This is a genomic window from Cytobacillus sp. Hz8 (genome assembly GCF_042263505.1).
In the GTDB taxonomy this organism is placed as follows: domain Bacteria; phylum Bacillota; class Bacilli; order Bacillales; family Cytobacillaceae; genus Bacillus_BE.
In genome coordinates, this window is sequence record NZ_JBHKFI010000003.1 from 267,666 (window position 1) to 294,465 (window position 26,800).

Annotated in this window: 24 protein-coding genes and 1 pseudogene; 12 read left to right on the top strand and 13 right to left on the bottom strand. The window is 36.0% G+C overall.

What is annotated here, in order from left to right; all coding sequences use genetic code 11:
• Positions 1-157: 157 nt before the first annotated feature.
• The 4 genes from phnE (ACE38V_RS06345) to ACE38V_RS06360 form a co-directional block, all read right to left on the bottom strand.
• Positions 158-961 (bottom strand): phosphonate ABC transporter, permease protein PhnE, encoded by an 804-nt coding sequence (gene phnE, locus ACE38V_RS06345; RefSeq protein ID WP_375840360.1) that lies wholly within the window; start codon positions 959-961, stop codon positions 158-160.
• Complete coding sequence (gene phnE, locus ACE38V_RS06350; RefSeq protein ID WP_375840361.1) at positions 958-1,749, bottom strand: phosphonate ABC transporter, permease protein PhnE; 792 nt, start codon at positions 1,747-1,749, stop codon at positions 958-960. The genes phnE (ACE38V_RS06345) and phnE (ACE38V_RS06350) overlap by 4 nt, the downstream gene beginning before the upstream one ends.
• On the bottom strand, positions 1,746-2,519 hold the full coding sequence (gene phnC, locus ACE38V_RS06355) for a phosphonate ABC transporter ATP-binding protein (protein WP_375840362.1): 774 nt from the start codon (positions 2,517-2,519) through the stop codon (positions 1,746-1,748). Before phnC ends, phnE (ACE38V_RS06350) begins: the two co-directional genes overlap by 4 nt.
• Positions 2,520-2,622: 103 nt before the next feature.
• Positions 2,623-3,561 carry a phosphate/phosphite/phosphonate ABC transporter substrate-binding protein gene (locus tag ACE38V_RS06360; protein WP_375840363.1) on the bottom strand — a complete coding sequence of 313 codons (939 nt, stop codon included), beginning with the start codon at positions 3,559-3,561 and terminating at the stop codon, positions 2,623-2,625.
• Between the two features lie 174 nt (positions 3,562-3,735).
• On the opposite strand from ACE38V_RS06360, the gene ACE38V_RS06365 reads away from it, so the two are divergent.
• Positions 3,736-5,322: a bifunctional metallophosphatase/5'-nucleotidase gene (locus ACE38V_RS06365; protein ID WP_375840364.1), complete on the top strand. Its 1,587-nt coding sequence runs from the start codon at positions 3,736-3,738 to the stop codon at positions 5,320-5,322.
• Between the two features lie 177 nt (positions 5,323-5,499).
• Positions 5,500-7,662 carry a DUF5689 domain-containing protein gene (locus ACE38V_RS06370; RefSeq protein WP_375840365.1) on the top strand — a complete coding sequence of 721 codons (2,163 nt, stop codon included), beginning with the start codon at positions 5,500-5,502 and terminating at the stop codon, positions 7,660-7,662.
• A 531-nt stretch (positions 7,663-8,193) separates the two neighbouring features.
• Here the strand turns inward: ACE38V_RS06370 and ACE38V_RS06375 are convergent.
• Positions 8,194-8,643 (bottom strand): hypothetical protein, encoded by a 450-nt coding sequence (locus ACE38V_RS06375; protein ID WP_375840366.1) that lies wholly within the window; start codon positions 8,641-8,643, stop codon positions 8,194-8,196.
• Positions 8,644-8,738: 95 nt separating this feature from the next.
• Between ACE38V_RS06375 and ACE38V_RS06380 the strand changes: the two genes are divergently transcribed.
• The 3 genes from ACE38V_RS06380 to ACE38V_RS06390 are packed head-to-tail and all read left to right on the top strand — an operon-like array spanning position 8,739 to position 10,671.
• On the top strand, positions 8,739-9,050 hold the full coding sequence (locus ACE38V_RS06380; RefSeq protein ID WP_375840367.1) for a hypothetical protein: 312 nt from the start codon (positions 8,739-8,741) through the stop codon (positions 9,048-9,050).
• Between the two features lie 2 nt (positions 9,051-9,052).
• Positions 9,053-10,288, top strand: coding sequence for a glutathionylspermidine synthase family protein (locus ACE38V_RS06385; RefSeq protein ID WP_375840368.1), 1,236 nt, complete (start codon positions 9,053-9,055; stop codon positions 10,286-10,288).
• Positions 10,285-10,671, top strand: a complete 387-nt coding sequence (locus ACE38V_RS06390) for a DUF350 domain-containing protein (RefSeq protein WP_375840369.1) — start codon at positions 10,285-10,287, stop codon at positions 10,669-10,671. Before ACE38V_RS06385 ends, ACE38V_RS06390 begins: the two co-directional genes overlap by 4 nt.
• 70 nt (positions 10,672-10,741) lie before the next feature.
• Here ACE38V_RS06390 and ACE38V_RS06395 read toward each other — a convergent pair whose 3' ends face one another.
• Entirely contained in the window at positions 10,742-11,770 is a 1,029-nt protein-coding gene (locus ACE38V_RS06395) for a potassium channel family protein (RefSeq protein ID WP_375840370.1), read from the bottom strand.
• A gap of 774 nt (positions 11,771-12,544) precedes the next feature.
• Between ACE38V_RS06395 and ACE38V_RS06400 the strand changes: the two genes are divergently transcribed.
• The gene (locus ACE38V_RS06400; protein ID WP_375840371.1) at positions 12,545-13,663 is read left to right on the top strand and encodes a Fic family protein; all 1,119 of its coding nucleotides are present in this window, start codon (positions 12,545-12,547) and stop codon (positions 13,661-13,663) included.
• A gap of 214 nt (positions 13,664-13,877) precedes the next feature.
• Here the strand turns inward: ACE38V_RS06400 and ACE38V_RS06405 are convergent, their stop codons facing one another.
• The 4 genes from ACE38V_RS06405 to ACE38V_RS06420 all read right to left on the bottom strand — a co-directional run bounded on the left by ACE38V_RS06405 (position 13,878) and on the right by ACE38V_RS06420 (position 18,109).
• A complete protein-coding gene (locus tag ACE38V_RS06405) occupies positions 13,878-14,273 on the bottom strand; it encodes a hypothetical protein (protein WP_375840372.1) in 396 nt (131 codons plus the stop codon).
• A gap of 100 nt (positions 14,274-14,373) precedes the next feature.
• The gene (locus tag ACE38V_RS06410; protein ID WP_375840373.1) at positions 14,374-15,525 is read right to left on the bottom strand and encodes a TcaA second domain-containing protein; all 1,152 of its coding nucleotides are present in this window, start codon (positions 15,523-15,525) and stop codon (positions 14,374-14,376) included.
• A gap of 13 nt (positions 15,526-15,538) precedes the next feature.
• Positions 15,539-16,597, bottom strand: coding sequence for a DUF5105 domain-containing protein (locus ACE38V_RS06415; protein WP_375840374.1), 1,059 nt, complete (start codon positions 16,595-16,597; stop codon positions 15,539-15,541).
• 834 nt (positions 16,598-17,431) lie between these two features.
• Positions 17,432-18,109, bottom strand: a complete 678-nt coding sequence (locus tag ACE38V_RS06420; RefSeq protein ID WP_375840375.1) for an HIRAN domain-containing protein — start codon at positions 18,107-18,109, stop codon at positions 17,432-17,434.
• A gap of 153 nt (positions 18,110-18,262) precedes the next feature.
• Between ACE38V_RS06420 and ACE38V_RS06425 the strand changes: the two are divergent.
• From ACE38V_RS06425 to ACE38V_RS06450, 6 genes and pseudogenes are all read left to right on the top strand, one after another.
• Positions 18,263-19,613, top strand: a pseudogene (locus tag ACE38V_RS06425) (IS4 family transposase).
• A 213-nt stretch (positions 19,614-19,826) separates the two neighbouring features.
• On the top strand, positions 19,827-20,399 hold the full coding sequence (locus ACE38V_RS06430) for a TetR/AcrR family transcriptional regulator (RefSeq protein ID WP_375840376.1): 573 nt from the start codon (positions 19,827-19,829) through the stop codon (positions 20,397-20,399).
• 70 nt (positions 20,400-20,469) lie between these two features.
• Positions 20,470-21,291 (top strand): transporter substrate-binding domain-containing protein, encoded by an 822-nt coding sequence (locus ACE38V_RS06435; RefSeq protein WP_375840377.1) that lies wholly within the window; start codon positions 20,470-20,472, stop codon positions 21,289-21,291.
• 31 nt (positions 21,292-21,322) lie between these two features.
• Positions 21,323-21,967: an amino acid ABC transporter permease gene (locus ACE38V_RS06440; protein WP_375840378.1), complete on the top strand. Its 645-nt coding sequence runs from the start codon at positions 21,323-21,325 to the stop codon at positions 21,965-21,967.
• A 15-nt stretch (positions 21,968-21,982) separates the two neighbouring features.
• A complete protein-coding gene (locus ACE38V_RS06445; protein WP_375840379.1) occupies positions 21,983-22,720 on the top strand; it encodes an amino acid ABC transporter ATP-binding protein in 738 nt (245 codons plus the stop codon).
• A gap of 23 nt (positions 22,721-22,743) precedes the next feature.
• Positions 22,744-23,169 (top strand): OsmC family protein, encoded by a 426-nt coding sequence (locus tag ACE38V_RS06450; protein ID WP_375840380.1) that lies wholly within the window; start codon positions 22,744-22,746, stop codon positions 23,167-23,169.
• 303 nt (positions 23,170-23,472) lie between these two features.
• Here ACE38V_RS06450 and ACE38V_RS06455 read toward each other — a convergent pair whose 3' ends face one another.
• The 3 genes from ACE38V_RS06455 to ACE38V_RS06465 are packed head-to-tail and all read right to left on the bottom strand — an operon-like array spanning position 23,473 to position 26,604.
• The gene (locus ACE38V_RS06455) at positions 23,473-24,333 is read right to left on the bottom strand and encodes a hypothetical protein (RefSeq protein WP_375840381.1); all 861 of its coding nucleotides are present in this window, start codon (positions 24,331-24,333) and stop codon (positions 23,473-23,475) included.
• Positions 24,330-25,421, bottom strand: coding sequence for a DUF3696 domain-containing protein (locus ACE38V_RS06460; protein ID WP_375840382.1), 1,092 nt, complete (start codon positions 25,419-25,421; stop codon positions 24,330-24,332). Before ACE38V_RS06460 ends, ACE38V_RS06455 begins: the two co-directional genes overlap by 4 nt.
• The gene (locus ACE38V_RS06465; protein WP_375840383.1) at positions 25,411-26,604 is read right to left on the bottom strand and encodes a GmrSD restriction endonuclease domain-containing protein; all 1,194 of its coding nucleotides are present in this window, start codon (positions 26,602-26,604) and stop codon (positions 25,411-25,413) included. Before ACE38V_RS06465 ends, ACE38V_RS06460 begins: the two co-directional genes overlap by 11 nt.
• Positions 26,605-26,800 lie beyond the last annotated feature (196 nt).

The window sequence follows — 26,800 nt, forward strand, 5'->3', positions numbered from 1 at the left end:
ACTGTTACTTATTTAGTGTTTTTCATTTAACAAACGACCACCCTTTCGACTTCTCCAAAAATCACCTATATCTTCATTTTTAAGCAAACCTCATTTACTTATGATACGGTTTACCGTAACGGACCTAAATGAGTTCTTTTTTGTTTAAACTGACAAGTTAAATAATTTCCTTTCTCAAGTGACCAGATATAAGGTCAATTAATGTAACCATGACAATAATTCCTAAAAGGATAACACCAACTCGATTCCAATCTCTTGAAGTTAAAGCGAAAATAAGGGGAGTACCAATTCCTCCAGCACCTATCACTCCAAGAATGGTAGCCGAACGGACATTTATTTCAAATCGGTATAGGGTATAGGATATAAATCCAGGGATCACCTGGGGTATAACTGCAAACCAGAGGGTTTGAAAGCGATTGGCCCCTGATGCCATTAAAGCCTCCGTAGGACCCAGGTCCATATTTTCAACTTCCTCAGAGAACAATTTCCCTAGCATTCCGATGGAGTGCAAGCCTAATGACAAGGCCCCGGCAAAAGAGCCAGGTCCAACTGCTTTGATAAACATTATCGCCATCACGAGCTCTGGAAACGTCCGAATAAAACTAAGAACAAATTTACCTGATCCTGAAATGACGATGCCTTTGCTCATATTAAGCGCTGCCCAAAAGGCAAATGGAATACAGAGGAGAGCTGAGATAAAAGTCCCCAATACCGCAATCGCTAACGTATCGAGTAAGCCATGGAGCAAATCTTCTCCGCCCGGCTGAGAAATATAGCCCCAATCCGGATGAAAGATCCCCTTAAAAATGGATTTTGAGATCTGACCGGCGGTTGGTTTTACTTCAGGTACACCCATGCCGACAAAAGCCCAAATGTAGATCAGGATTATGGCAATATAAATAAACAAGAGACCAAATTTATTTCTCTTCGGCTTTGGGATTCTTCTTAGAGTTTCGCTCATAATAATTTCTCCCGTAATTTTGTACTAATATAGTCTATTAATAATACGACAATTAACGTAAAGATGATGATTGTACAAACTTTATCGTATTCAAGAAATCCAAGTGTCTTATTATAAAACAAACCGATTCCTCCGGCACCCACAAGCCCTAAGACCGCTGCAGCTCGCACATTAATTTCAAAAGTAAAAAGAATATAGGAGATAAAATAAGCCAAAACTTGAGGAATGACTCCAAAAACAATTAATTGGATTTTATTGGCTCCAACGGCAACCATCGCTTCGAGCGGCCCGGAATCGATGGATTCAATAGCTTCATAGGTTAATTTTGCTATTAATCCAACCGAGAAAACAGTTAAGGCAAGAATACCAGGTAAAGACCCAAGCCCAAAAATAGCCACAAAAATGGACGCCAACAGTAAATCAGGTATTGTCCGTATTAAGTTAAGAATGAACCTTACCGGATAAGAAATCCAAGTAGTTTGTACAAGGTTGCTGGCAGAAAATAGCGCAACAGGTATGGAAATGATGGCTCCAAAAGTAGTACCTATGACTGCCATTCGGATTGTTTCAAGCATGGCATCCATTATATTACTAAAATACCCCCATTTAGGCGGAAACATTTGTTTTAAAAGATCCATCATATTAGGGAAACCTTCAATCAACTCGCCTGGTGAGGAGCCTGTTTTTACAGAACTTCCCCAAATCAGCAAAATGACAAGTAAGGCGGACACATATCCTTTCATCTTGCTAGGGGGTTTGGGAATGACTTGTTTTAGTTCTGGATTCATATAGCTCTCTCTCCTATTAACTCACTCTCTTTGCCTTCACTTCCATAAATTTCGGAAAATGTATCTTCTTTAGCTTCCGTTGCTATTCCATCGTAAACAATTTCTCCGGCACGCATACCAATAATTCTTGTTGCATATTCTCTTGCTAAGTCAACATGATGGAGATTAACAATCGTTGTGATCCCCAATTCCTGATTAATTCTTTTTAAATCATCCATTACCTGTTTGGTTGTTAATGGATCAAGAGAAGCAACAGGCTCATCAGCTAAAATAATCTTGGCTTCTTGCGCCAATGCACGAACAATCGAGACTCGCTGCTGCTGCCCGCCAGACAATTGATCAGCCCTTGTGTAGGCTTTATCTAAAATATTTACGCGATCAAGAGCATCAAATGCAAGGTTTTCATCCTCTTTTGGAAATAATCCCAGAATGGTCCGTAATGTTGAATGATAGCCAACGCGGCCCGACAAAACATTGCGAAGAACAGTGCTTCTTTTGACCAGATTGAAGCTTTGGAAAATCATCCCGATATCGCGGCGAATCCTCCTTAAGGATGAACCTTTAGCATTGGTAATAGACTTTCCATCTATTAAGATCTCACCCTCTGTAATTTCATTTAATCTATTGATCGAGCGCAGCAGCGTCGATTTACCTGCACCAGATAACCCGACAATGACTACGAACTCGCCTTTTTCTATTTTTAGGTTAATATTTTTTAATGCTTGAAACCCATTAGGATATGTCTTGGAGACGTTTTTAAATTCAATCACTTCTATACCAACTTTCTTTAGAAATAAACTCTTCTAAGGGTAAGCAAAAAAAAAGCCAAGCCAGTATCTTTTTCACTACTGGCTTGTTGTTGATATTTACTCCCTACTCTGTTTTTACTTTTTTGGAATAATCCCGAACGATATCAAAAACTTTATCGCTTGATGGTGTATAACCTTCATGTGAGTAAATATCTTCAATTATTTTTTTCCCATTTGGATCCTGGCCGATTTCAACAAAAGCATCCTGAATTTTCTTTACCCAATCCTTGTCCATGTCGGAACGTACAGAAATCGTATCATTTGGAATTTTTTGTGTGAATTCAATGATTTTTGTATCATCAAATACCTTTGGATAATCCTTTGTGACAATATTTCGCGCATCCTGGAAAATAACTGCGGCATCTACATCTCCATTCAGAAGAGCGATCACGGCTTGATCGTGACCCTTCACCGTAACTCCTTGCACATCTTTTGTAGGATCAATACCGGCATCCATTAGAGAAGCAGCCGGCCATACATATCCCGCAGAAGAAGTAACATCTTGGAATGCTATCTTTTTCCCTTTTAAATCTTTAATACTATTTATTTTGGAATCTTTTTTCACAATGAACTCGGATTTATACCAATCTACCAAATCTTTTGTAGGCTGGCCGGTTTGATCATCAACCCCATAGCGTTGTGCTTGAAGCAGTACATTTGCAGCACCTTTATCATGAGCCATTACGTATGCAGTTGGCGGTAAAAACCCAACGTCTACTTTCTTTGATGCCATCGCTTCGATAATCGTGTTGTAGTCCGTTGAAACACTTACTTTTACAGGTATACCCAGTTTATCGCCTAGAAGCTTTTCTAATGGTTTGGCTTTTGCTTCTAATGTACCTGCATTTTGTGATGGAACGAATTGTACAGTTAACGTTTTGGGAATATACCCATTGTCATTTGACGCGTTGTTCGAACTTTCCTTAGATGAACATGCACCTAGAATACCCGCAGCTAGTGTTAGTGACATTCCCATTGCTGCGATTTTTTTAAACTTAAACATTTGTAACCTCCATCACGAATAAATTTTTGTTGCAAGTGAAAGATTAACATATGAATATTAAAATGTTGTAAATTATTCGTAAAACATTTCTAATTTTGTATTTTTTAAAGATTTTTAATTTATAAATCTCTATAATTAATTCGAAATTATCTAATGATAAAGGCAGGTTACAAAATGAAAAATCGAAAAGATCAATGTGAATTAATCATTCTTGAAACAAGTGATTTACATGGAAATATTTTTCCAATAAACTATGGGAATAATACTGAAACGAATTCGGGAATAGCAAAGATAGCAACCCTCATAAACATAGAAAAAAAACAAGCCGATTATACACTGCTTATTGATAATGGGGACGTGATTCAAGGAACTCCATTAACCTATCATTTTGCAAAATATCTTTACGAGAAAAAAAATCCAATAATCAGCATTTTAAATCGTTTGCATTATGATGCTGCGGTAATTGGAAATCATGAATTCAATTATGGACTGAGTTTGCTATACAAATCAGTGGATGAATCTGCATTCCCCTGGCTTTCTGCGAATATTATCGAGGAAGAAAAGAACAAGCCTGCATTCGGAACGCCATATTTTATAAAGGAATTTGACAATGGGTTGCGAATTGCCGTGTTAGGTTTAACCACGCATTATATTCCAAATTGGGAGAACCCGAGCCATATCAGGGGCTTAAAGTTTGAAGATGTCTTTGAAACTGCGAAAAAATGGGTCAAATACATAAGAGAAAATGAAGAATTTGATTTATTAGTGGTTTCCTACCATGGAGGATTTGAAAGAGATATAGCATCAGGAGAGCCAACTGAATCATTAACTAGTGAAAATCAAGGCTACCAAATATGCAATGAAATCGAAGGAATTGATGTGCTCCTAACCGGTCATCAGCATCGGAGAATTGCCTCTCATTTAAATGGAATAACGATCGTTCAGCCTGGATTTAATGGACAAGTTTTGGGAAAAGTGAACCTTCAATTTCAACTTCATAATGGAAAGTGGAATTTAATAAGTAAGTCTTCTGAGCTTGTGGAAGTGAACGATATCACTACAGCTCAAAGTGATCTTTTGGAGTTAGCTAAAGAATATGAAAAACAAACGCAGGAGTGGCTGGATCAGCCCATCGGAAAAATTATCGGAGATATGTCAATTGAAGATACCTTTGCTGTCAGACTGGCGGACCACCCATTAATTGAATTTATCAATAAAGTTCAGATGGATGCAGCCGGAGTTGACATCTCCAACACTGCCCTCTTTCACAATGAATCACCAGGTTTTTTTGAAAATGTCACGATGCGGGATATTGTGTCCAATTATATTTATCCAAATACATTAAAGGTGATCCGCATTTCCGGACAGGATATAAAAGATGCATTAGAAAAGTGCGCGACCTATTTCATCATGGATGAACAGAAGGGAATCCAGGTAAATCCCACGTTTGCTGAGCCGAAGCCCCAACATTACAACTATGATATGTGGGAGGGAATTGAATACCAATTAAACATTGCAAAACCGGTTGGATCCCGGGTAGAAAAATTGACACGCAACGGTTTGCCACTTAGTCTCTCGGAACAATATGAAGTCGTAATGAATAACTACCGGGCTGGCGGTGGAGGCGACTTCGATATGTTTAAAGAAAAACCGGTTATCAAGGAAATTCAAACAGATATGACAGAGCTGCTTGCCGATTATTTTCTTAAAAGAAAAGCAGTAGAAGCAAGCTGTAATCATAATTGGAAAGTGACCTGGTAACATATCAAAAACAAGGTTAGCGATTGCAGTAAACTCCAATCGCTAACCTTGTTTTACTATTTTAATTATTTGTAAATTTCGTAAAATTTTTAATAAAAACCTTTTCGCTCCTTATATGTAATTGGTATGCTAAAACAGCAACTTTTTTAAACGATTACTAAAAAGGAGGAAAACACTGTGAAATCTAGCAAACTATTTATTAAACTGCTTATGACCTTGTTGATTGCCATTCCAATACTGGTGCCATTTGCACAGAAAGCAAATGCTGAAACAGCAGCTGATCCTGCCCCTTCTATTCCTCACCAAGGAACATTTAAGGGGAAAGTACTGTTTGATAATACTCATGGCGAAACTGCCGGTGCTGCTGACTGGGTAATTGATGGTGGCTTTTCTGATTTTGCCAACGCCATCGCTGGGCAGGGCTATGATGTAAAGGAATTAAGACAAACAACACCGATTACTTTGGATAATTTAAAAGATTACAATGTGTTTGTACTAGGTGAATCCAATATTCCTTTTAAAGCCTCTGAACAACAAGCGATGTTGGATTATGTTAAAGGTGGAGGAAACATCTTTTTTATCGGTGACCACTATAATTCAGATCGTAACTTAAACCGTTGGGATTCAGGCGAGATTTTTAATGGATATCGTCGCGGTGCCTGGGATAATCCTACTAAAGGTATGAGTACAGAAGAAGCAAATTCACCTGCTATGCAAGGGGTAGTCAGCTCTGACTGGCTTGGTGAAAACTTTGGTGTCCGTTTCCGCACAAATGCCTTAGGCGATATTACTTCCGGAGAAACCGTTGTGACACCGGACCAATCATTCGGTATTACACAAGGCGTTACAACTGTTGAAATGCACGCAGGTTCAACGCTTGCTATTCTTGATCCAACAAAAGCCAAAGGCTTAATTTATATGCCGGAAAACTCTCCTTCTTGGCAATCTGCAGTAGACCAGGGTGTGTATGATAATGGCGGTATTGCAGAAGGGGCATTTGCCGCGATCGCAAAGGTTGGAAAAGGAAAAGCAGCCTTTTTAGGAGATTCTTCACCTGTGGAAGATGCGACACCCAAATACCTTCGTGAAGATACTGGAAAGTCAAAAACGACTTATGACGGATTTTCAACGGAAGGGCAAGATAGCACTTACCTGATCAATACGATAAATTGGTTGGCCAAACAGGAAGATTATACAAGCTTCGATCAAGTAACCGGCTTACAGCTTAGTGAGAAAACAGTTTTACACGATTTTGAGGTTCCCCAAAATTCTACAGAACCTCAAAGTGAACCATGGTCAAGCCCAACTAGCGGTTATACGTGGTATGATTCATCAACTTTTGCTGCAGGTTCTTATGGTTCCACAAAAGCTGTTCAATCTCAGCCTAATTATACCTTTCAACACCAAGCAACACTTCCAAACCAACAGGAATTTCAAATTCGCTTAAATATTGCTGATTTGCAGCCTGGTCAAACCGTTGCGAATTTACAGGTTGGCATCTATGCTCCAGGCGGCAAACAGTTGGCAACCTTTCAAAATAATGGGGTCTGGGCAACCAGTGCCGGATACAGTGCTAAATTTAATGTAACAGCGGATGCTACAGGACATGCCCATCAGGATCTTACGATTAAGTTAGATCCGTCTTATACAGGCGATGCTAATCTCCGGTTAAAAATCAACGGAACGAATAGTACAACAGAAGCAGTGACAATTGCAAATGTTTCAGTAGAACCACTTCCAGGATACGAAATACAAGTACCAGAACAAATTTCCATTTCAGATGCCCGCCAAGCAGCGGAAGGTGAAATTGTAACAGTTGAAGGCGTCGTAACATCTAATCCTGGCACATGGGGAGGCGGAGGCTTCTATCTCCAAGATGCAACAGGAGGAATTTATGTATATCAAGGAGATAACAAGGCAGGCTATAAGCTTGGGGAAAAGGTGAAATTGAGTGCGGTCAAATCTACTTATAATGATGAGATTGAACTTTCAAATATTGTAAAATCTGAAGATGAGGGTCAAGACGCGCTTCCAGCACCACAAGTAGCAGATACTGTTGATTCAACAAACCAAGGACAATTGGTTACCCTCAAGCATGTAAGAGTTAAAAATATTACCCAAACAGATAACTATGGCACCTTTGAATTTGATGCCGTCCACGGTCATACATCGACACGTATCCGTGTGGATAACCGTTCAGGTGTTGATAATGATCGCTTCACCGCACAATATAAGGAAAACAATGTCGTTAACATTACCGGAGTGGCCTCTATTTTTAAAGGCACATACCAGTTAAAGCCGCGCATGGCTGAAGATATCAAGCATGTATATCAGAAATAGTTCCGGAAAAATGCTGAATTAACGACATAAAATTTTGAAAAAATACATTTAAATCACTAAAAATGCTAAAAACCTCACTCGAAACGAATGGGGTTTTTAGCTGTAAATAATATGTAACTTATAAAATATATTTTATTTAATCTTTATTAATTCCCACTGACTCTTTTTAGAAAACCTCATTTACTTATGATAAGGTTCACCGTAACACATGTAAATGAGGGACACCAGTGAGAAAATTACATTGGCAGGTAGCTTTAATTTTATGATTATCCTGATTTAGAAATTGCTTTTAACAATGTATCTATTATTTCGTACCCTGGTTCAGTATTCAAAATAAACAAGATTAGATTAGCTAACCTCGATGAAATACAAAAGCTTCAAGAATTTTCTTATGGATATAACGTAGGATTTACATTTTGCCTAGAAGATACTGAAAATGAAAACAAATTCTAAACTCACAAAAAATTTTAAAATTCCCCCCGTACTAAACCTAAACCAAATTAGAACAGAGAAAATATCACATCGTATGTCTTATCGAGTTTCTCCTGTAAAGCTCCCGTAATAAATATAACATTTTCGGTCCTCGTCTATCTCCCTGGAATCAAGCGTAAATTCTAACCATCTTCCCTCTCTTTGAATGTAAATAATGTCGGAGTGAAGAACAGACAATACTTCTTCATGATTCCAAACTTCCTTTTGCTCAACTAGAACAGACCCGTTTCTTTGAAGTTCTCTTACTTCAAAACCTATATGTGAATAATTTATCTCCGTTACATCTGTGTAGGGATTTTCCTTTTTTACATAGAGGACAGTGGTTCCATCAGGATCGATGGCTGTGGCTGTTACCAGATACGTTTCTCCCTCTTTCACGAAGTATTCACAAGACATTCTAGCTACGGCCTCACTTACCGTTAAGTTTTGATAACTCCAAAGGGCAGGGAACTTTTGAAATTCCTCATCCATTCGATATTCCAGCCTCAAATTTCATCCCTCTTTCTTTTCTTTTCATTTTACCATTGTTTTCCTTAGATTTACTTTTATAATTAAATTATCAAATAAATAAGGAGCGTGAAACATTGAAGAAAACCCAATGGTTAGTGACTGGTGTCATCACTTCCCTCCTAGCCGGCACCCTTTCTGGCTGTTCAAATGATCGCCCACCCAAACCAGACGACAGCAACTGTCGAGACTGGGACTGGGACGATGATCAAGGGGTCTGGCAATGTGATGAAACCCACTCGTCTCATTATGGTCATTTTTTTTATGGAGGAAATTATTATCGCAATAAATCATCACTCTTGAAATCCTCAGCTTATAAGTCATACAAATCCTCATCAAGCTTTAAAAGTGGATTTGGAAGTGGCTCTAAGGGTGGATTTGGAGGTTAAATATGTCACATTATTCATCAAAGTGGAAAAGGTTTTATTCACAATTTCCAAGCTTTTGGTCTGATTTATACAACAGCGAATACAGCCTTTATCACGTTTTTTCTATAACCGAACAAAGCGTCAAGCTTATACATGAAGCCACAGAACGAATGGGCACTGTTTTCTTCAAAGCAGCCCATCTGTTACGAAGTCTTTCAGATGTACAACTGCTTGAATTGGGGTATCCATCGGAGAGTCTTCCATTTCTGAGGTTGAAAACTCTCTATCCTGAAACGGTAATCGGTCGGTTTGATTTTGTGTTAACAGAAGATGGTTTCAAGTTGCTGGAGTTCAACAGTGATACACCAACTTTTATTGTGGAATGTTTTCAGATTAACGGCCAGGTTTGCAAGGAGTTTGGTTACCTGGATCCAAATGAAAGCGGGGAACGACTACTCTCTTCCGGAATCACACGTGCAGTAATTGAATCATCGAAAGGAAAACGGGAACCTAACGTTGTGTTCACAGCCCACTCTGATCATATTGAGGACTGGAATACCATCCAATATTTAAGCAAGTTATGCCAGGTTAACAATCGAACTGTACCATTATCCGCACTTCGAATGATAGACGGCATTCTTGTTGATGATGAGGATTTTCCGATTGATGTATTGTACCGTCAAACCTATCCTCTTGAACACCTGATTTATGATCGGGATCCCTTAACAGGAGAATCGGTTGGAATTGATTTATTACAGTTGGTACAAACAGGGAAACTGTCGATATTGAATCCTGTCTCTGCCTTTTTACTACAGCCAAAGACAATCCAATGCTTAATATGGGGGCTTGCAGAACAGGGGGTTTATTTTACAAAAGAAGAGCAGGAATGGATTAAGAAATATATGCTTCCCACCTACCTTGAAGCAGAGGAATTTTCCGGGCAGAGCTCTTATGTTCAAAAACCAGCTTTCGGTAGAGAAGGAGACACCGTAACGATTTGGGATCAATTCACCCATGTTACTGCTCAAAATTCCTTTCAAACCTATAAAGAGGAAGTTCCGGTCTTTCAACAATATGTGCCTCTCCCTACAGCTACGTTGGAAACAGAAAAGGGAAACGAGGAGCTTTCATTAGTATTCGGGGCTTTTCTTATTGCTGGTAAAGCAAGTTGTATCGGCATTCGCGCTGGCGAGAAAATTACAGGAAATGAATCTTACTTTTTACCAGTAGGAATTCAAAAAAAGGAGGAATGTAAATGACGAATTTCTTATTATATTTAGTCGTTTCACTTGGTCTTTTATTTGTAGGACTATTTCTTATGGAAATAACCACAAAGGTTAAGGAATTTCCCTTAATGGCAAAAGGAAATAAGGCAGCGAGTTATGTCCTAGGTGGTAGACTTCTTGGACTTGCGATTGTCTTGTATTCCACGGCAGCTAATTCGATTTCTCTGTCGGATATGGCCTTATGGGGGGCCATCGGAATTGTAGCCCAGATTGTAGTGTTTTACCTAGCTGAATGGCTGACACCACGATTTAATGTCAGTCAAAGTATTGAAGAGGATAACCAAGCAGTGGGCCTTTTCCTCATGTTGCTGTCGGTTTCCATTGGTATAGTCATTGCTGGATGTTTAACTTATTAAAAAAAACGCATCTCAATGAACTGCCCCCTTCATTGTTGGACACAATCTAACAATAAAGGGGGCAATTTTTTTATAAGGTTTGATATGTATTCTTGTCACAAATCACCAATAAACGTGCCTCTTTTGGGATGGGTTCATTCCATTTTTTCAAAATATTTAAGTCACTCCGGTCGGCAATGAGCTGGGCTCCCTTTTGCTTGAGGTATTCGTAAGCGTCTCCGTAAGTCTTCCATTCGGACCTTATTTCAACTTCCCATAAATCACTACCCTCGTCCCCCTCCTTACGGCTTAATAACTGAGTAAACAAATGGCTGGCACCTTTGGTCTGCGCTGACTTTGCCATTAAGTTGGACACCGATTCATGGGAAAGAATAAATTCATCAATTTTGACATGTTTGAAATTGCCGACATGCTTTTCATTTAGAATTTCTGCAATGGTATAAATATTTTTTTCCGTTCCTTCATCATAACGCTCGATGGAGGAAGCGGTTAAAAGTGTTTTTCCATCCGCTAAATCGGGATTGTCAATCCCATCGGGGGCAAATAGTAAAACCGCTCTTGATCTTTCAATTTTTGCTCTTTTCAATATTTCTTCATCGGTCGGACTCCCCTGGATATATAAAAACCGCTCATGTTCATAGGGGGACGTCGCTAATTCATCTATTAACACGATTTCTATTCTTTCGTCTCCGATAAACAGTTCTTTGATCGTGTTTTTACTTTTTACAGTCCAGCCAATCACGACATAATGATTTTCTCCTTTAAACGTCATTCTGCCTTCCTCCTTCATCCGTTTGTATCGTGCCACGGCATCAACAATCATCCCAATGACTGTCCCAAAAAGTCCAATACCCACTGTATAGACGATGACCATCGCCCAAATTCTCCCTAGTTGTGTAGTTGGATATACATCACCGTAACCGACTGTGGTCATCGTAGTTAGAATCCACCAAACAGCATGGAAAGTATTATCAAATGTTTTCGGCTCTAGGAGTCTCATAACCTCGGCATTTATAAAAATATAAACAGTCGTAAATAACAATACCGTCCAATACCGATACTTAGCCGCGGTAAGAAAGAACCTTCGGAAAAACAGCATTGATTTTACCTCCTTTCATTCACTTCGGTTCTAATTGTTAATAGAAGGCTATTTTCGCATAGATTGTTGTATTTCGTATAAGTTTATCAACCCGTATAACTATATGGCTCGTAGCATATTTTCGTAAGAACATTTGCGAAAATTGCCTAGAAACTTAGTAATGACCCTTATAAAGCTCCAAAAGCAACAAAGGTTACGAAACGAGCCTATTAGATTTAACGTATTTTAAAATGCAGATTTCCGAAACTGAAAACTTACCGTTATTTTCTTCCTCTTTAGTAATAAACTTTAAAAATTCTATGTCTTCCAAACTGCTTCCTAAAGTTAAACCTACTGCTTCATAATACAAATTATATTCAGGAGCTAATTTCCCTAAGGAAAGCATATTCTTAAAAATTATGTCCATGTAGAAAAAAGAAGTGATTTTTCTACATATATGAATTCTATCATTCTAAAGGTACATTAAAACTAATTTAACAAAACATTAAAATTTTTTCAAATATAATAAATACTATAAGTATCATATCAGTTACTCTTAATTTTTCTTCATTTTTAGGGTTAACCCGTGATGAACAATTTTTAATTGAAAGAACAATAAATTTCAAACTGGATAATTTCATTATTGTTGAGAACTATTATAATAAAGTGATGTAACTAGGTAATCTAAGTAACGTCACTCTTTAAACCTCATAAATAACGTATAAATAGCGTATCAATAACGTATAAATAGCGTATAATTTAATTATTATTTAATTTATAGGGATGGTGAAAAATTTGTACCAACCTAAATTTAGTTATTCTCACTCAATTGTTAAAGACTTAATGTCTATAGAACGTTCTCGAGCAATTGTTGAATTAATGCCTGTACCTGCACATATCGAAAGTGATCTAAAAGAACAGGCTAAATTAAAGGCAACACATTATTCTACGCGAATAGAGGGAAATACACTCGATTTAGAACAAGTTGCTCGTGTAGTTAAACAAAAACAAGAAGATTTCCGAATTCCTGTTGAAGAAGAGGTAAGAAATTATTGGGAAGCCCTTTCTTTTTTATCACATGAAAAACAAAATCAAACTCCTATTACTGAAGATTTTATTAAACAACTTCATTCTATTATTGTGAAACATGGTGCTGGTAGAAAGTCTACAAAAAGCAACTATCGAGGTGCAACTCCACCTGGTGTATTATTTGCTGTATATGATAATCAATCTAGACAACCAGAATATATTCCTCCCGAATATTCAGATGTCCCACCATTAATGAAAGCGTTGGTGAAATGGATTACCACAGAAAAAGAAATCCCTGTTCCTATTAAGGCAGCTATTGCCACTTATCAGCTACTTACAATTCACCCATTTGAAGATGGTAATGGTCGAACAGCACGTGCTCTAGCATCTTACATTCTATCAATAGAGAATTATGATGTTAAAGGATTTCATTCTATGGAAGAATACTATGTGGAAGACTTACAAGGATATTATAAACATTTACAAATGGGACTGCCGGTATTTTATTATGACGGACGTAAAAATCCAAAAGATTTAGCTCCTTGGATTGAATATTTCCTAAGAATCATGGCATTAGCATACGAAAAAGTTGCAAATCTTTCTATTAAATTTGCAACTACTCCTTCAGATCCTAGAATACTTTCATTAGAGCCAAAAGAAAAAACACTGTTAAGATTTCTTATTGAACGTAATAGATCCACAAAACCTAAGGAAATAGCAGAGATATTTCATGTAAAGCCAATTACTATTACTAAATGGGCAACAACTTGGCTAGACAAAGGTATTATAGAAGGTGCAAGTGGTAAGGAAAGAATCACTTCTTATCGCATTGGAGAATTATATAAAGATTTATCCCTAAATGATTTAGGATATAGAGAAGACTAACGAAATAAAAATGCAAGCAGAATTTTTTAATCAAAAAATTGGCTTGCATTTTTATATTCCCCAAAAAACCTCATTTACTTATGATAAGGTTCACCGTAACATTGGATAGGGTAAAATGATAAATGGAAAGGAATAGACCTCTCCTTTTGATTTTATACATTTTATATAACTTGATTAGAATCTTCAGTAATTTGTCAGTATTTAATACCTTCAACTATATTTTAACCTTTACCTTTTTAACTCTTACTCTTTCTCTTAATGAAATACTCTCTTGTACTCTCTGAGAAATTTCTGTATATAAATCCACTTCTTCTTTAGTATGTTCAAGTGTTACAACTAATGCATATTTTTGAGGACCGACTTCTTCTGTAGCCCATTTACTTTCACATCTTACTACCAGATAATAAGTATCCCCATAATCTAATGGGTTTGAAGCTGTAAAGGTAGACTTATGGACAGTGCATTTTTCTCTTACTGTAGGTGTTGGAATTAACTTGCAATTATTAGCACTAGGCACACTCTCATCTAAATCTGTATCAACTTGATTTTTAGGTTTAAAAAAGTTTACCACTTCTTCAATACTTTTTCCTCGGATTAATCTATACGACATAGTGATACCTAAATAATCTAATCGTGTATGTCTAGTAGGTGGGTCATATGCTAATGTCCCCGTGTCCCTCTAGAAACATCGGAACCTGCCCCTAAGTCCTTTACAAGCTAGTTTTTGGGTCACCGCTATTCTTGCGGCTCCATTTTAGTAGTGGTGGATTTTTGACTGTTAATGTTTTCTTTTCCTTCCAGCTTTCAAGTTCTGAGCCGTCAGCTTCAGTGTCCGTTATTCCTTCGATCAGCCACTTTTTCTCTTTATCATTATAGGCTAAGGCATAGTTCCGTATTGATTTATAGGATAGATCTTCGAAGGTGGGAATATCTATAAGTTTTATTTTTCGATTATAGGAAACTAGGGCTGTAACATCTGCTGACCAATGACCGTTAAAATAATTGATGCTTAATTGATCCAAATTTACGACTGCTCCTAAATACTGGGATTGTATTTCATCTATATACTCTGCATAATTTGAGAATTCCTCGTCTATTACTGCTTGAGTAATCTCTCCACCCGTGAATGTATCATTTACATTCGTGAAAACATCTGTGTTGTATGCAGATGTTTCAAAGACTGAAAGCTCCTTGTTTAATACCTCAACAGTTGCAACAATGTCAGCAATGATTCCTTTATCATCCTTAGCGAGTCTTTCTGTATCAACGACAAAGGTGACTTGTTCATTTCCCCAAACATCCACTTTTTTATTTTCAGTTAGCGTGCCAAGTGAATTAGTAACGCTTACGTTGACATCATGGATACCTGGCAGAATAGGACCATATACCTTATCATCACTTGTTTTGAACTGTTTCTTTGATGTTTTGATGCTAAGCTGGACTCGATCGTCCTCACTATCTCCAATCACTTTAATGGAGGCTGTTTTTACTTTCAGTTTATAATTTGTGATAATTCCCCATCTTTTCCCGTCAGCTGTTAAACTTATTTGTTCATTAGTTGGAGAATATTCTTTCGCCTCCATTTGTCCCTTCAGGCCATCCTTGATAACCTGGTAGCTTTGATCATTTGTTCTTAAATAGGTAACAAGTGAAGCTAGCGTACCTGTGTTAACAACAGCTTCCTTGTTATCCGGTAAAATAATATCCTTAAGCAAATTTGGTTTGTTTTGCTCTACCGCTTCTTCAAATGTTTCAACAATTTTATCCGGCTTGTTCAGCTGCTGAAAAGCAATAAACGTCCCGACAATCATGATTGCCACTATAGAAAAAAAAACTATCATTCCCCATCTTTTTCCTGACATTATTCACTTCTCCTTAATATCCATAACCGGCTGCAAATGCATCTACTATTTGTTCTTCAACATAATCATCCGATAAATCAACGGTCCATTTCCCGTCCTTTTTAACCATTAAAATTTCCAACTTATCCTTGCTGTCTTTGGCTTCGATTGAATCGAGAATAACGTCAAATTTCGAAAGAGCGTATTCTTCGCCGCCATCGTAGCTGCCTGTTTTTTGATAGTATTTTTCATTGTAGTCATCAACAAGATCAAATAGATCATCTAATGGAATATTTGAGTATTGTACTAATACAACTGCTTTCCCCTCTGCATTGCCAACTGTCTCTGCATCGATCTTACCTTTTTGGGATAGGGATGATTTATAATTTATATATTGCTTGTCCATTTCTTTATCGGATATTTTGAGATCCGTGAATGCATCTTGTATTTTTTCCTTAAAAGCCTTTTTAGCCTCTTCTTGGAGAGCGGCTTTGTCAGCAGAAACGTATTTTTCGTAATCAGCGTTCTCCTTATCCATATAAATGGTTTCGATATAAGCTGTTAAAGCTTTTGCAGGGTCGTTTAATGTATCAAAACTAGCTGCGTATTTTTTTGTATCTAATGCCAGTTTTACTTCTTCTGCTTTATCCGTACTGTCTGAATATGGTGTGATACCAAGTTCATATTTTTTGTCTTTTTCTACATTTACAATAACAGTTATGTCTTTTACTTTTTCCGCCCCAATAGAGCCAGTTTCGGAATAGTCTATACCAAGGTCAGATAGGCTGAGGTTGTCTTCAGGGGATAATTGTTTTTCCCCATCGTAAATCTTAATGTCATCATATGGCGAAATAGAAACCTCTGAATCTGTTTTATTCTTAACTTTTAAATGAACAGCTAATAAGCCTTTCTTTGTTTCTTTATCCTCTGAAACACCCTCGTTCTTGCCGGCTAGTATGTATGAAGCGTTATCAATAGATACATCAATGATTTTACTGCTGCTGCTGGCACCTGTTTTTTCGCTCGTTGAAGAACAAGCAGCTAATGCCATGATTACAGTAATGAGTAGAGTAAAAATTCCAAACTTTTTCACGATAATGACTCTCCTTTGTAAAATAGTTTTTTCGCTTTCAATTAGTGCTGCTACTACCTAATTCCTATTGATTCTTTTGAATCAATAGATACCGCGCAAATACACATAATTAAACATAAATTCACAATTTTCTAAACTGATTCGATTTCTATCATAGATAAATGGAAATATACGGTCAATGTGTAAAAGGTATGGGATTAAACCAATATTCCCCGCATTGAATAATAAAAGAAAGAATGAAATAGTACTTATTTATTAGTCAAGGACAGCTGGAAAATTAGTAGGATATTGGTAATAAAAGGTTTTAACCCCATGTATTTAAATCGCCCTTCTTTCTAGAATAGTAAAAAAGCATCAATGTTCAAATGATGTTTGATGAGAATTATAATAATAAAGACTTAGTTCTATCGGTCTATAAATAACTGGAAATATTCGATATTTTTGTAGTGGGCAGGAGCAGGGGGACGGTTCTTATAGGGGACAATCGGAAGTTTTGCGCGAAAAAAGGGCACAACTAGTGGAAATTACTAGTTGTGCCCTAGCTCTTTTTTGTGCTAATCGCAAAATTTTTGATTGCCTGAGAAGAATGAAATCGCGGTTACGGCCTATGGGGTTTCAATCTTTGGGTTTCCCTCATTTTCGGGGTATTTTTGCTGTTTTATTTTTGAGGTTTTTTTTCTAGGCGGTTTAGCTTTATTTGTGTGCATACTTTCCCCCTCCCCACTTTATACGAACATTTTATCGAACAGTTTATCCACAAGTCGAGAAATTTATAATTTCCTAAACAAGAAAAAACAGTAACTTGATATAAGTTTACTGGTTTTTCAAATTATTTTAGTGTACAAGTGTGAGGACCTCAGTTGTTTCTTTCGCTTCGTTGATGGGTACTTCACATTCAAAATCTACTTTCAGCCACCAATGAGGAGTTGATTTTTCATTTTTGTAAATAACTTTTAAAATTGGAGAAACATTGTTCTCTAATAAAGAAAAAATAGCTTTACTATAAAAACCTGGAACGTAGCCTAGATGTTTTCCGCCTTGAGTATATATTGCTACAGCATGCTGATCATGAATGTTAGACGACTCTTGAATTAATCTTAATGTATCATTAATTGATAACCAATTTGACCAATCAACAGGCAGATTACGGTGTCGCATTCCATGAACAAAAAAACTAGAATGAAGTTTTCCATCCTCTTTAATTCGAAGTGGTTGTTCAAAAGAATAAGTATCATTCGATAAGCGTCCTCGTGTTTCTCGAAGAAGATCCATTTTTGTAGAAAATTCATTTAAACCTAGATCTGTCAAAATAGATTTAAAATCTTTTCGATCTGTTGATGGCAAGCGACGATCAAATGCAGGAAAAAGGTTTTTAGATTTATAAACCTTACTTATTTCTAGGAATGCAGGATGTAAAATATATCCGTTATCTAATGCATCTTTAATTTTCCGATGACCAGATCCATATTTAGTATAGCAAAACTCATAATTGTCATTACTCAACTTTCGCATCGACAAATGTGCGATAAATTCAACCAGTAATAGTTACTGATGCCGTTTAAATACTGTCATTGACAAGAAAAAAACACATGAAAAAACACCCATTCGTTTGGTATAGTTGATTTGTCTAGAATCACATAACCATACAGAAGAGGTGTCCTCTATATGATAACGAATCATGACCAAACTAAGCAACTACCAAATGAAGTAAAATCTACTTTTAAAGAATTAAAGATATTGAAACATCTTAGAAAAGCTGGTATTACCAAGTCTTTCGGCTTTACTTGCGCTTATTTATTTCAGCTTATTTTCAGTTTGATCTTTGAAAACAAAAACTGGTTTCGTACACTCGAAGGTAAGAAATCTACTGACCTTCCAGCTAAAGATGCAGTCTACCGTTTCTTAAATCGTTCTACTTATTCATGGAGAAGATTTCTCCTTTTATTAAGCGCTCACTCGATTGAAAAAGTAAGTAATCTTACAAATCATGAACGGATCAAAGTACTGATTATTGACGATTCTTCCTATGACAAAAACCGAAGTAAATCGGTTGAATTACTTGCCCGGTGTTTCGACCATGCTTCTCAGAAAATGCACTTTTACAAGGGATTTCGTATGCTCACATTGGGTTGGTCCGATGGTACAACGTTTATGCCCGTTGACTTTTCTTTATTAAGCTCAAAAAACAGTGTCATAAATGGAATATTCCATCAAATTGACAAACGTAGTTCAGGTTATAAGCGACGTGTAGAAGCTTTACAATCTGCACCTGAACAAATTCCAACAATGATTCAACGTGCGATGAATACGGGAATCGAGGCCTCATACCACTTGGTTTACTCATCAACCACTTATTAAAGAGATCAAAGCTCAAGGTCTAGATGTCATTGGCATGGTGAAAAACTTAAAGCAACGGTATCACATGAAAGATAAAAAGGTTAGTTTAAAGGAACTCTATCAATTAGCTTCGCCTGTTCAAGGGAAAAAAGGAATTCTTCGCTCTATCCAAACGACACAAGCTAATGGAGTTCCCGTCAAGATGGTATTTGTCCGTAATCGCAATAAAAAGAGCGAGTGGTTAGCTATCTTAAGTACAGATTGCACATTAAGTGAACAAGAAATCATTCGAATCTACGGCATTCGTTGGGACATTGAAGTTTTTTTTAAAACAACAAAGTCATTATTAAAGATACAAAAGGAGTTTCAAGGCCGTTCGTATGACTCCTTGATTTGTCATACCACCATTGTTTTTACCAGGTACATTGTACTCTCTTGGCAAAACCGATGCTGCACAGACCAAAGGACTTTAGGTGGTCTATTCTATGAATTATGTGATGAAATCAGTGATCTTGATTGGGCCGTGGCGCTAGGTCAGCTATTTGGGCTTCTTCAAGATGTCTTGAAAGAGAGTAACAACAAAATTCAAAAGTTGGTACAAAGTCAACTACAACACTGGATTGCGGGCCTACCTAATTACATCAAGGTTTATCTGCCTATTTCAGTGTGCGAAAGTTGAGTTATTAATATAAAAAAATTCCATCTAATTGATAATAATCCCCTCATTTGATATTACTTTTATCAATATAAAATATTAATTCCCACTAAATCTATCGAATTTGTTGACTAAAGCTGCTCAATTTATTAGGATTGTATTGACTGACTAATCAATCAAGAATTGGAGGTGTTCAATTCGAAGACCAATCATACTTTCGATAGAAGAGAACAGATATTGAAGATTTCGCTTAAGTTATTTTCAACAAATGGTTATCACAAAACCAAAATTTCCGATATTGTTCGTGAAGCCGGGGTCGCCCAAGGTACTTTTTACTGGTACTTTCCAAGTAAAGAAGCGATTGCTTTAGAAATTATCCAAAATGGTCAACAGCATATTTTAAAGGTTGTTGCACAAGGTTACCGCCAAACAACCGGAACGGTTCAAGATGCCGTAAAATCATCAGAAAAATTATTTAAAGATTTATTTCAATTCGCTGAGGAAAATAAAAATTTAATTAAACTTTTACTTAACGGAGTAGAAACAGAAGCCTCCGTCAACACCGTCATCAAAGAAACTTGGGTTAAAGTAGAGCAATCCTTTCGAAACAACATTAAACGCGCTATTGAGCTGGGAATATTGCCTGAAAAAGATCCCTCTTTAGAATCAGCATTTTTAATCAGTGTCATCCTTGGAACTTTGGAAAGATGGTTATTCAGTCCAGACCATTCAACTATGGCATTAAAGTCGGCCGGTGCAATTGCGCATGATCTAGTCAGTTTTGAGTTTTTTGGTTTGCTCGGAATATAGAAATAAAAGCAAGAGCAGGTTAGCTGTATAAAATAAAAATAAACTTCAAATGAAGAAAGGAGATAGGAATATGAATAGAAAAAAACAATCTTTACTCGTATTAATTCTAATGCTAACATTTTCCTTATTTTTAAGTGCCTGCAGTTCAAACAGCAATAATAATACTGCTAAAGGTGACTTATTACAACAAGTCAAAGACAAAGGCGTTCTTAAAGTTGGGGTAATGGGTACATACCAACCATATAACTTCCTAAACAAGAATAAGCAAATGGATGGATTCGATGTAGATATTGCAAAAGAAATTGCCAAACGTTTAGGCGTAAAAGTTGAGTTCATTTCTCAAGAATTTTCCGGAATGATTGCCGGCTTACAAGCAAAGAAATTTGATGCTGTCATCAGTCAAATGACCATCACCCCTGATCGGCAAAAGCAAATGGACTTCTCCGATCCTTACATTACTAATGATGTAAAGGCTATTGTCCGCCAAGATAATAATACTATCAAGTCAGTAAACGATTTTAAAGGGAAAAACATCGGGGTTGGTTTAGGAACAAACGACGAAACTTATCTACGAACTGTATTACTTCCGAAGGTTGGCAATTTTAATATCAAAACATACGATGATGTTATCACATCGCTTAAGGATTTGGATGCAGGCAGAATTGACGCTACTATTAACAATATGTATGCAAATAAACCGGTTGTTGACCAGAATGGTTTTAAAATCAAAGCGGTCGGTGAACCAATTAAATCCGATAAAGCCGGAGTGGCTGTCCGTAAAGGAAATCCGGAATTTGTGAAAAAAATAAACTCTATTTTAAGTGATATGAAGAAAGACGGAACTTATAATAAAATCTTTGTTAAATGGTTTGGTGAAAAACCTCAAGATTAACCCGCTAACAAAGAAAGGAATATATACTTAGATGAATCTCGTATTAGAAAATATACAATTTTTATTAAAAGGATCATACTATACGCTCCTTATCACAATTGTGTCCATGTTTTTCGGCACCATGATTGGGATAATAATTGCCATTGCCCGCTTGAAAGGAAATCGCTTTATCAGTGGGATCGCCCGTATCTATGTATCGATTATTAGAGGAACACCTACGCTAGTCCAAATTATTATTGTCTATTATGGACTTGCTGATTATAATATCGAACTTAATCCCTTCGCAGCGGCCTATATTGCTTTAAGTATCAACATTGGAGCTTATATTTCAGAAGCGATGCGGGGTGCGCTTCAATCGATCCCGAAAGGACAAACCGAGGCTGCGTATGCTTCTGGAATGACCCCCTTTCAAACAATAAGGCGAATCATTCTCCCGCAGGCAATAAGGATTGCTATTCCGCCGATGGGAAACACATTTATTGGAATGTTAAAGGAAACTTCGCTAGTATCTGTTATTACCGTGACTGAACTTTTACGTTCAGCCCAATTATTAATTGCTCAGTACTATGTCTATATGCCATTTTATTTATCAATTGCATTGATGTATTGGATTATGAGCACAGTATTTTCCTTCATACTTGAAAAAATTGAAAAACGATTATCTATCTATGTTTAGGTTTGGAGTTTAATCATGATAAAAACAAACAAGTTATCAAAAAGCTTTCATCAGCTAGAGGTTCTAAAAGGAATCAACTTACAGGTGAACGACGGGGAAGTAGTTGCCATTCTTGGTCCAAGCGGCTCCGGAAAAAGCACTCTTCTCCGCTGCCTGAATGGGCTCGAGGAACTGACGGAAGGCAATTTTGAACTAAATGGAATTGTTATTGATGCAAAGCAAAGTAAAAGGGAACGGATTAATGAATATCGTAAAATTCGTCTGCAAACAGGAATGGTTTTCCAACAATTTAATTTATATCCACATAAGACAGTCCTGCAAAATGTGATTGAAGCATTAATGATTGTGAAAAAGTGGGATAAGGAAAAGTCGATTCAAAAAGGGGAAGCCCTGCTCTCAAGAGTTGGTTTATTCGATAAAAGAAATGAGTATCCTTCCAGATTATCCGGCGGGCAGCAACAAAGAGTTGCTATTGCACGCACATTAGCCCTTGAACCAAATATTATTCTTTTCGATGAGCCTACCTCTGCATTAGATCCTGAGTTAGTAGATGAAGTGCTAAATGTCATGAGAGAGCTTGCCAATGAAGGAATGACCATGGTTATCGTTACACATGAAATGCAGTTTGCTAGGGAAGTGGCAGACAGGATTATTTTTATGGCTGATGGAATCATTGTCGAAGAAGGAAAGCCAGAGGAATTTTTTGCGAATCCAAAAACAGAGCGGGCAAAAAAATTCCTAAAATTACAATAATCATAGTAAAGGTAGGATGAATTATGATCGTACGTACAAAGTGGAATGGACAGCGTGCCTTTACAGCTGTCGGGGATTCTGGATTTAAGATAAACATGGATGCAACGGAGGCATATGGCGGAGAAGGCAATGGAATGACCCCTACTGAAATGCTTTTAGCTTCCGTTGCAGGATGTATTGGCATTGACGTCACTATGATAATGCGCCACTACCTGGCTTCCATCCAAAAACTCGAGATCATAACAGACGGAACGAGAAAAGAAAAAGAACCAAAAGGTTTCACCTCAATAAACATAACTTTTATCATTGATGGTGACATTGACAGCAAACGAATTTGGAGAGCAATTGACCTTGGAAAGGAAAAATATTGCGCTGTGTCCGATTCATTAAAGGCCGACATTACCTTTCAACTGGTATTAAATGGAGAAAAACAAAAAAGAAACGAATAGATTTTTGCAACAAACGGAGTATTAACTCTTAATTGAATCATTTTTTATAAGCCGAAAATATGTCAAAACTTTATATTATTCGGCTTATTTCCTATACAAAGGACATTCGTTTTGTTACAAACATTAATCAACTCTGCAAATGATACACAATTCCTCCGCTTTTTTAGTATAATCAAAAAACCTCACTTACTTATGATACGGTTCACCGTACCGGTTGATAGGGTAAAATGAGTCTAAAACATAAAAAATCCCCATTATCAATTTGGGGATTTACCTTTATAATTTAATTGTATTTAATAATAACTAATCATTCCAGTGCGTCCCTATATGTCCAATTAAAATTTCCCCATTTCCAATACTGTCTCTTCCCCAATTAAAATAAATTCTATAATCAGAATGAGCATAATAAAGTTTAGTATGCGGGTTACATCTAACGCTTTCCAATTCTTTATTTTTATTATAGAAATCACATTTGAACTTGTCTAAACCTTCATTTGCACCTCTTCCTGATGAAATAATATTAAATTCACTTTTTAACCGTGCATATATCTCGTCAGAAGCTCCACCAATTTCAACATATAATTCCTTTGCAAAATCATTCAGAATTGATAAATGCCTAATCAATTCTTTTGAATGATTAATAATATCATTAAAAGCATTTAGCGTTTGTTTAACTCTTTCATGGAAAATTAAATTAGGAAAACAGTGACTAAACTCTATTTTAAATTCTTCTAGTGACTGTAATTGCCCTAAATAAAATCGATAGGGTGAGAGAATCATAGTCTTATCATTAACATATAAACTATCTTCGTTTATATACTTATTCTCAAGCATCCCAACTATTGCTTTATAACTTTGATTATTTTTTTCATCAAGTAAAACATATAAATCCGGATACAAAATATTTACTCTCTTGTATTGTCTTATGTACTCAAATAAAAGCTCTCTATAGTCACTGGCATACTGTGGTTCAAACAGATATTCAGCAATAGTAATCTTTCCAACAATTTTACTTTCAAAAAAGTGTTCAGGTACATTGATCACGTCATTATTATTAACTATATACTCTAACAGATCACAAAAATCCGCAATCTTGTTTTCAAAGTCTGAAAGTGTCGAATTATCATCTAATAATTCAGATATGTAAAATGTTAACTTCGTCATAACCTAACCCTCAATAGTTCTCTAAGATCAGATTTGCTTTGATCAAAGAATCCTTTTGGCCAATTATCTAATTCGCCCTGAGAATTAACTGGAATTTTTTCGATGTTAATTTTATCATCTATAATATTAAAAAAATTAACTAACATTTTTTCAGTTTGATTCATTTTTGTTAGTTGTAGTCGTGCACCATTTATTACATGTTCACTATGAGTCTCGACAATTACCTGCACCCCACACGAAGAAAGTAGTGCTAAAAATTGTCCTATTTTTGATTGACCGTATGGGTGAAGATGGGCTTCTGGATTTTCAACTATAAATAAAGAATTTTCGTGTGCAGAAAGCAACAATCCTGCAACAATAATAGGTAACACATATGTTAAACCAAACCCTGTTGCAGTTGGTACATATGCATCAGATGATGTTCTTGTATTTTTATATCTTATGGTTACTTTATTTACTTCTTCATATAATGATATATTAAGTTGTGTTCCAGGAATTATTATATCTAACCAACCTTCGCAGTTTGCAGAAAACTTAACAAGTCTACTTGAACGCATTTTTGGATTTATTTCATACTTTAATAATTCAGCCTTATTGATGATGTGGCTGGTATATTCACCTTTATTACCTACATCTAAAATTGCATTGCTACTTATGTCTGAACTTATCCTAGGGCCAACCCTCTCTGCATTTAAATACTGGAAGTTATTAAAAGAAGGATAAGATTTTTCACTTAAATCATCTTGATTCTCAATTATCAATGATAATGGATTTGTAATTTCATCACCAATTGATAATCTTAATTCATTACTATCACCATCATCAAAGGTAGTTGTTAGTATGATTTCCTCTGAGGTTTTATCCTTAGAAATGATCTCTTTTGGGAGTCCTAAATTAATACTATTAATATCACTTGTTATAATTTCACCAATTTGAATATTATCAAAAGCCTTTTTTATAAGGAGGAGGCTTTGAACAATACTTGATTTACCTACCGCATTTCCACCAGCTAAAATTGTAAGAGGACTAAAATCAACATTTTCATTTATCCAACATTTATAGTTCTGAATATTTATTTTAGATATCACTTCCTAAAACCTCCGAAAGTATGTCGTTTGCTTTATAAAAACTATATTGAACCGCTCTTGTACTATTTGTCCCCTGTGTTAAACACGAATTATAAAAATTATCATAAGTTAATTCATATGCTAAATTCTTTAAAACTTTATCTCCAAGCTTTGAAAAATCATAATTGATAAACTTTGGATTTGTTAAAAGCACTGCCCATGACGTATATAAAGCTTTGTTTATAATATCCATATTACTGTATAGATTATTTGAATCATCAATATAGCATTTTCTAAAAGTGTATTTATCAAATAATAAGTTTGCAGTTTTCATTGCTCTCTTAAAATCCTTTTTAAAAATCTCTAGTTCATAACTTGTTGCTTCATTAAATTTAAGAAGAGCATTATCAAGGAAAACTGCAATATTTCCTGAACTATAATTTAAACTATTACTTTCATAATCATAGGCTCGATAAAATGCAAAAAATCGCAATACAAATTCTTGCCCATCCATTCTATCATCTTTAATACGCCTTCTTGTTGCATTCTGAAACTCATCACTGTTATACAATGCTTTTAATACCTTTCTTGTACTATTTTTAGATATAGCGTTTCTAATTTCTTGTGGTTTAAGACTTACACCACCAGTATTTACTCTTCTAAAAATATCAAATACAACATTTGAAGGTGATCTAGCATCAAGTATATTTACAGCTAGTTGAGTCCTATAAATTCTTTGTTGATATTTTATATCTAATTCATTAAAAGATTTACCACCGCATTGTTTTTCCAAATATTCTAATCCAAATAGTTTAAATTCCCCATTAATAAAATCATTAATTGTAGATAATCGCTGTAGTCCATCAATTACAATAAATTTTGAATCTTCATTTTCATAAAAATAAAATGCTGGAATAGGGATTCTTAGCATCAAAGATTCAATAAGCAGAGACTTTCTTTTCCTTTCAGTCCAAACTTTATTTCTTTGAAATCCAGGATTTAAAATAATTTGGCCATCCTTCATCAATTCTGTTAAATATTTCAATGACAGCATTTGTTGATCAATTCTAATTTTATCTGCATCAAAAGGGTGTTCATTGCTATTCTCTTGATCTTCTAACTCATATTCCTCATATTCAAAACCATAAAACTCATCAACATAAACATCGATGTTCTCTCTTGAGTTATTAGAGCCTTTTCCCATTAAATCACCTGCTTCTAAATTTTTATATTAACAAATGGAATTTAATAACCCCAAACTTTTATACAGGAATAGTAATTTTAATTTCGTTACTCTTATGATTAAAATAATGTATACACACCTTTATGTCCATTGACTTTTATGTAATCTAATCATTGAACATCCTACTTTAAGAATGAATTTTATCTACTACTTTAAC

Bases quoted from the DNA above. Each gene is read 5' to 3' on its own strand.
- ACE38V_RS06365 (WP_375840364.1), top strand. From the start codon at position 3,736: ATGAAAAATCGAAAAGATCAATGTGAATTAATCATTCTTGAAACAAGT.
- ACE38V_RS06450 (WP_375840380.1), top strand. From the start codon at position 22,744: ATGATCGTACGTACAAAGTGGAATGGACAGCGTGCCTTTACAGCTGTC.
- ACE38V_RS06445 (WP_375840379.1), top strand. From the start codon at position 21,983: ATGATAAAAACAAACAAGTTATCAAAAAGCTTTCATCAGCTAGAGGTT.
- phnE (WP_375840361.1), bottom strand. From the start codon at position 1,749: ATGAATCCAGAACTAAAACAAGTCATTCCCAAACCCCCTAGCAAGATG.
- ACE38V_RS06410 (WP_375840373.1), bottom strand. From the start codon at position 15,525: ATGTCAGGAAAAAGATGGGGAATGATAGTTTTTTTTTCTATAGTGGCA.
- ACE38V_RS06385 (WP_375840368.1), top strand. From the start codon at position 9,053: ATGTCACATTATTCATCAAAGTGGAAAAGGTTTTATTCACAATTTCCA.
- ACE38V_RS06435 (WP_375840377.1), top strand. From the start codon at position 20,470: ATGAATAGAAAAAAACAATCTTTACTCGTATTAATTCTAATGCTAACA.
- ACE38V_RS06360 (WP_375840363.1), bottom strand. From the start codon at position 3,561: ATGTTTAAGTTTAAAAAAATCGCAGCAATGGGAATGTCACTAACACTA.
- ACE38V_RS06390 (WP_375840369.1), top strand. From the start codon at position 10,285: ATGACGAATTTCTTATTATATTTAGTCGTTTCACTTGGTCTTTTATTT.
- ACE38V_RS06465 (WP_375840383.1), bottom strand. From the start codon at position 26,604: ATGGGAAAAGGCTCTAATAACTCAAGAGAGAACATCGATGTTTATGTT.
- ACE38V_RS06455 (WP_375840381.1), bottom strand. From the start codon at position 24,333: ATGACGAAGTTAACATTTTACATATCTGAATTATTAGATGATAATTCG.
- ACE38V_RS06440 (WP_375840378.1), top strand. From the start codon at position 21,323: ATGAATCTCGTATTAGAAAATATACAATTTTTATTAAAAGGATCATAC.
- phnE (WP_375840360.1), bottom strand. From the start codon at position 961: ATGAGCGAAACTCTAAGAAGAATCCCAAAGCCGAAGAGAAATAAATTT.
- ACE38V_RS06395 (WP_375840370.1), bottom strand. From the start codon at position 11,770: ATGCTGTTTTTCCGAAGGTTCTTTCTTACCGCGGCTAAGTATCGGTAT.
- ACE38V_RS06405 (WP_375840372.1), bottom strand. From the start codon at position 14,273: ATGTCGTATAGATTAATCCGAGGAAAAAGTATTGAAGAAGTGGTAAAC.
- ACE38V_RS06420 (WP_375840375.1), bottom strand. From the start codon at position 18,109: ATGCGAAAGTTGAGTAATGACAATTATGAGTTTTGCTATACTAAATAT.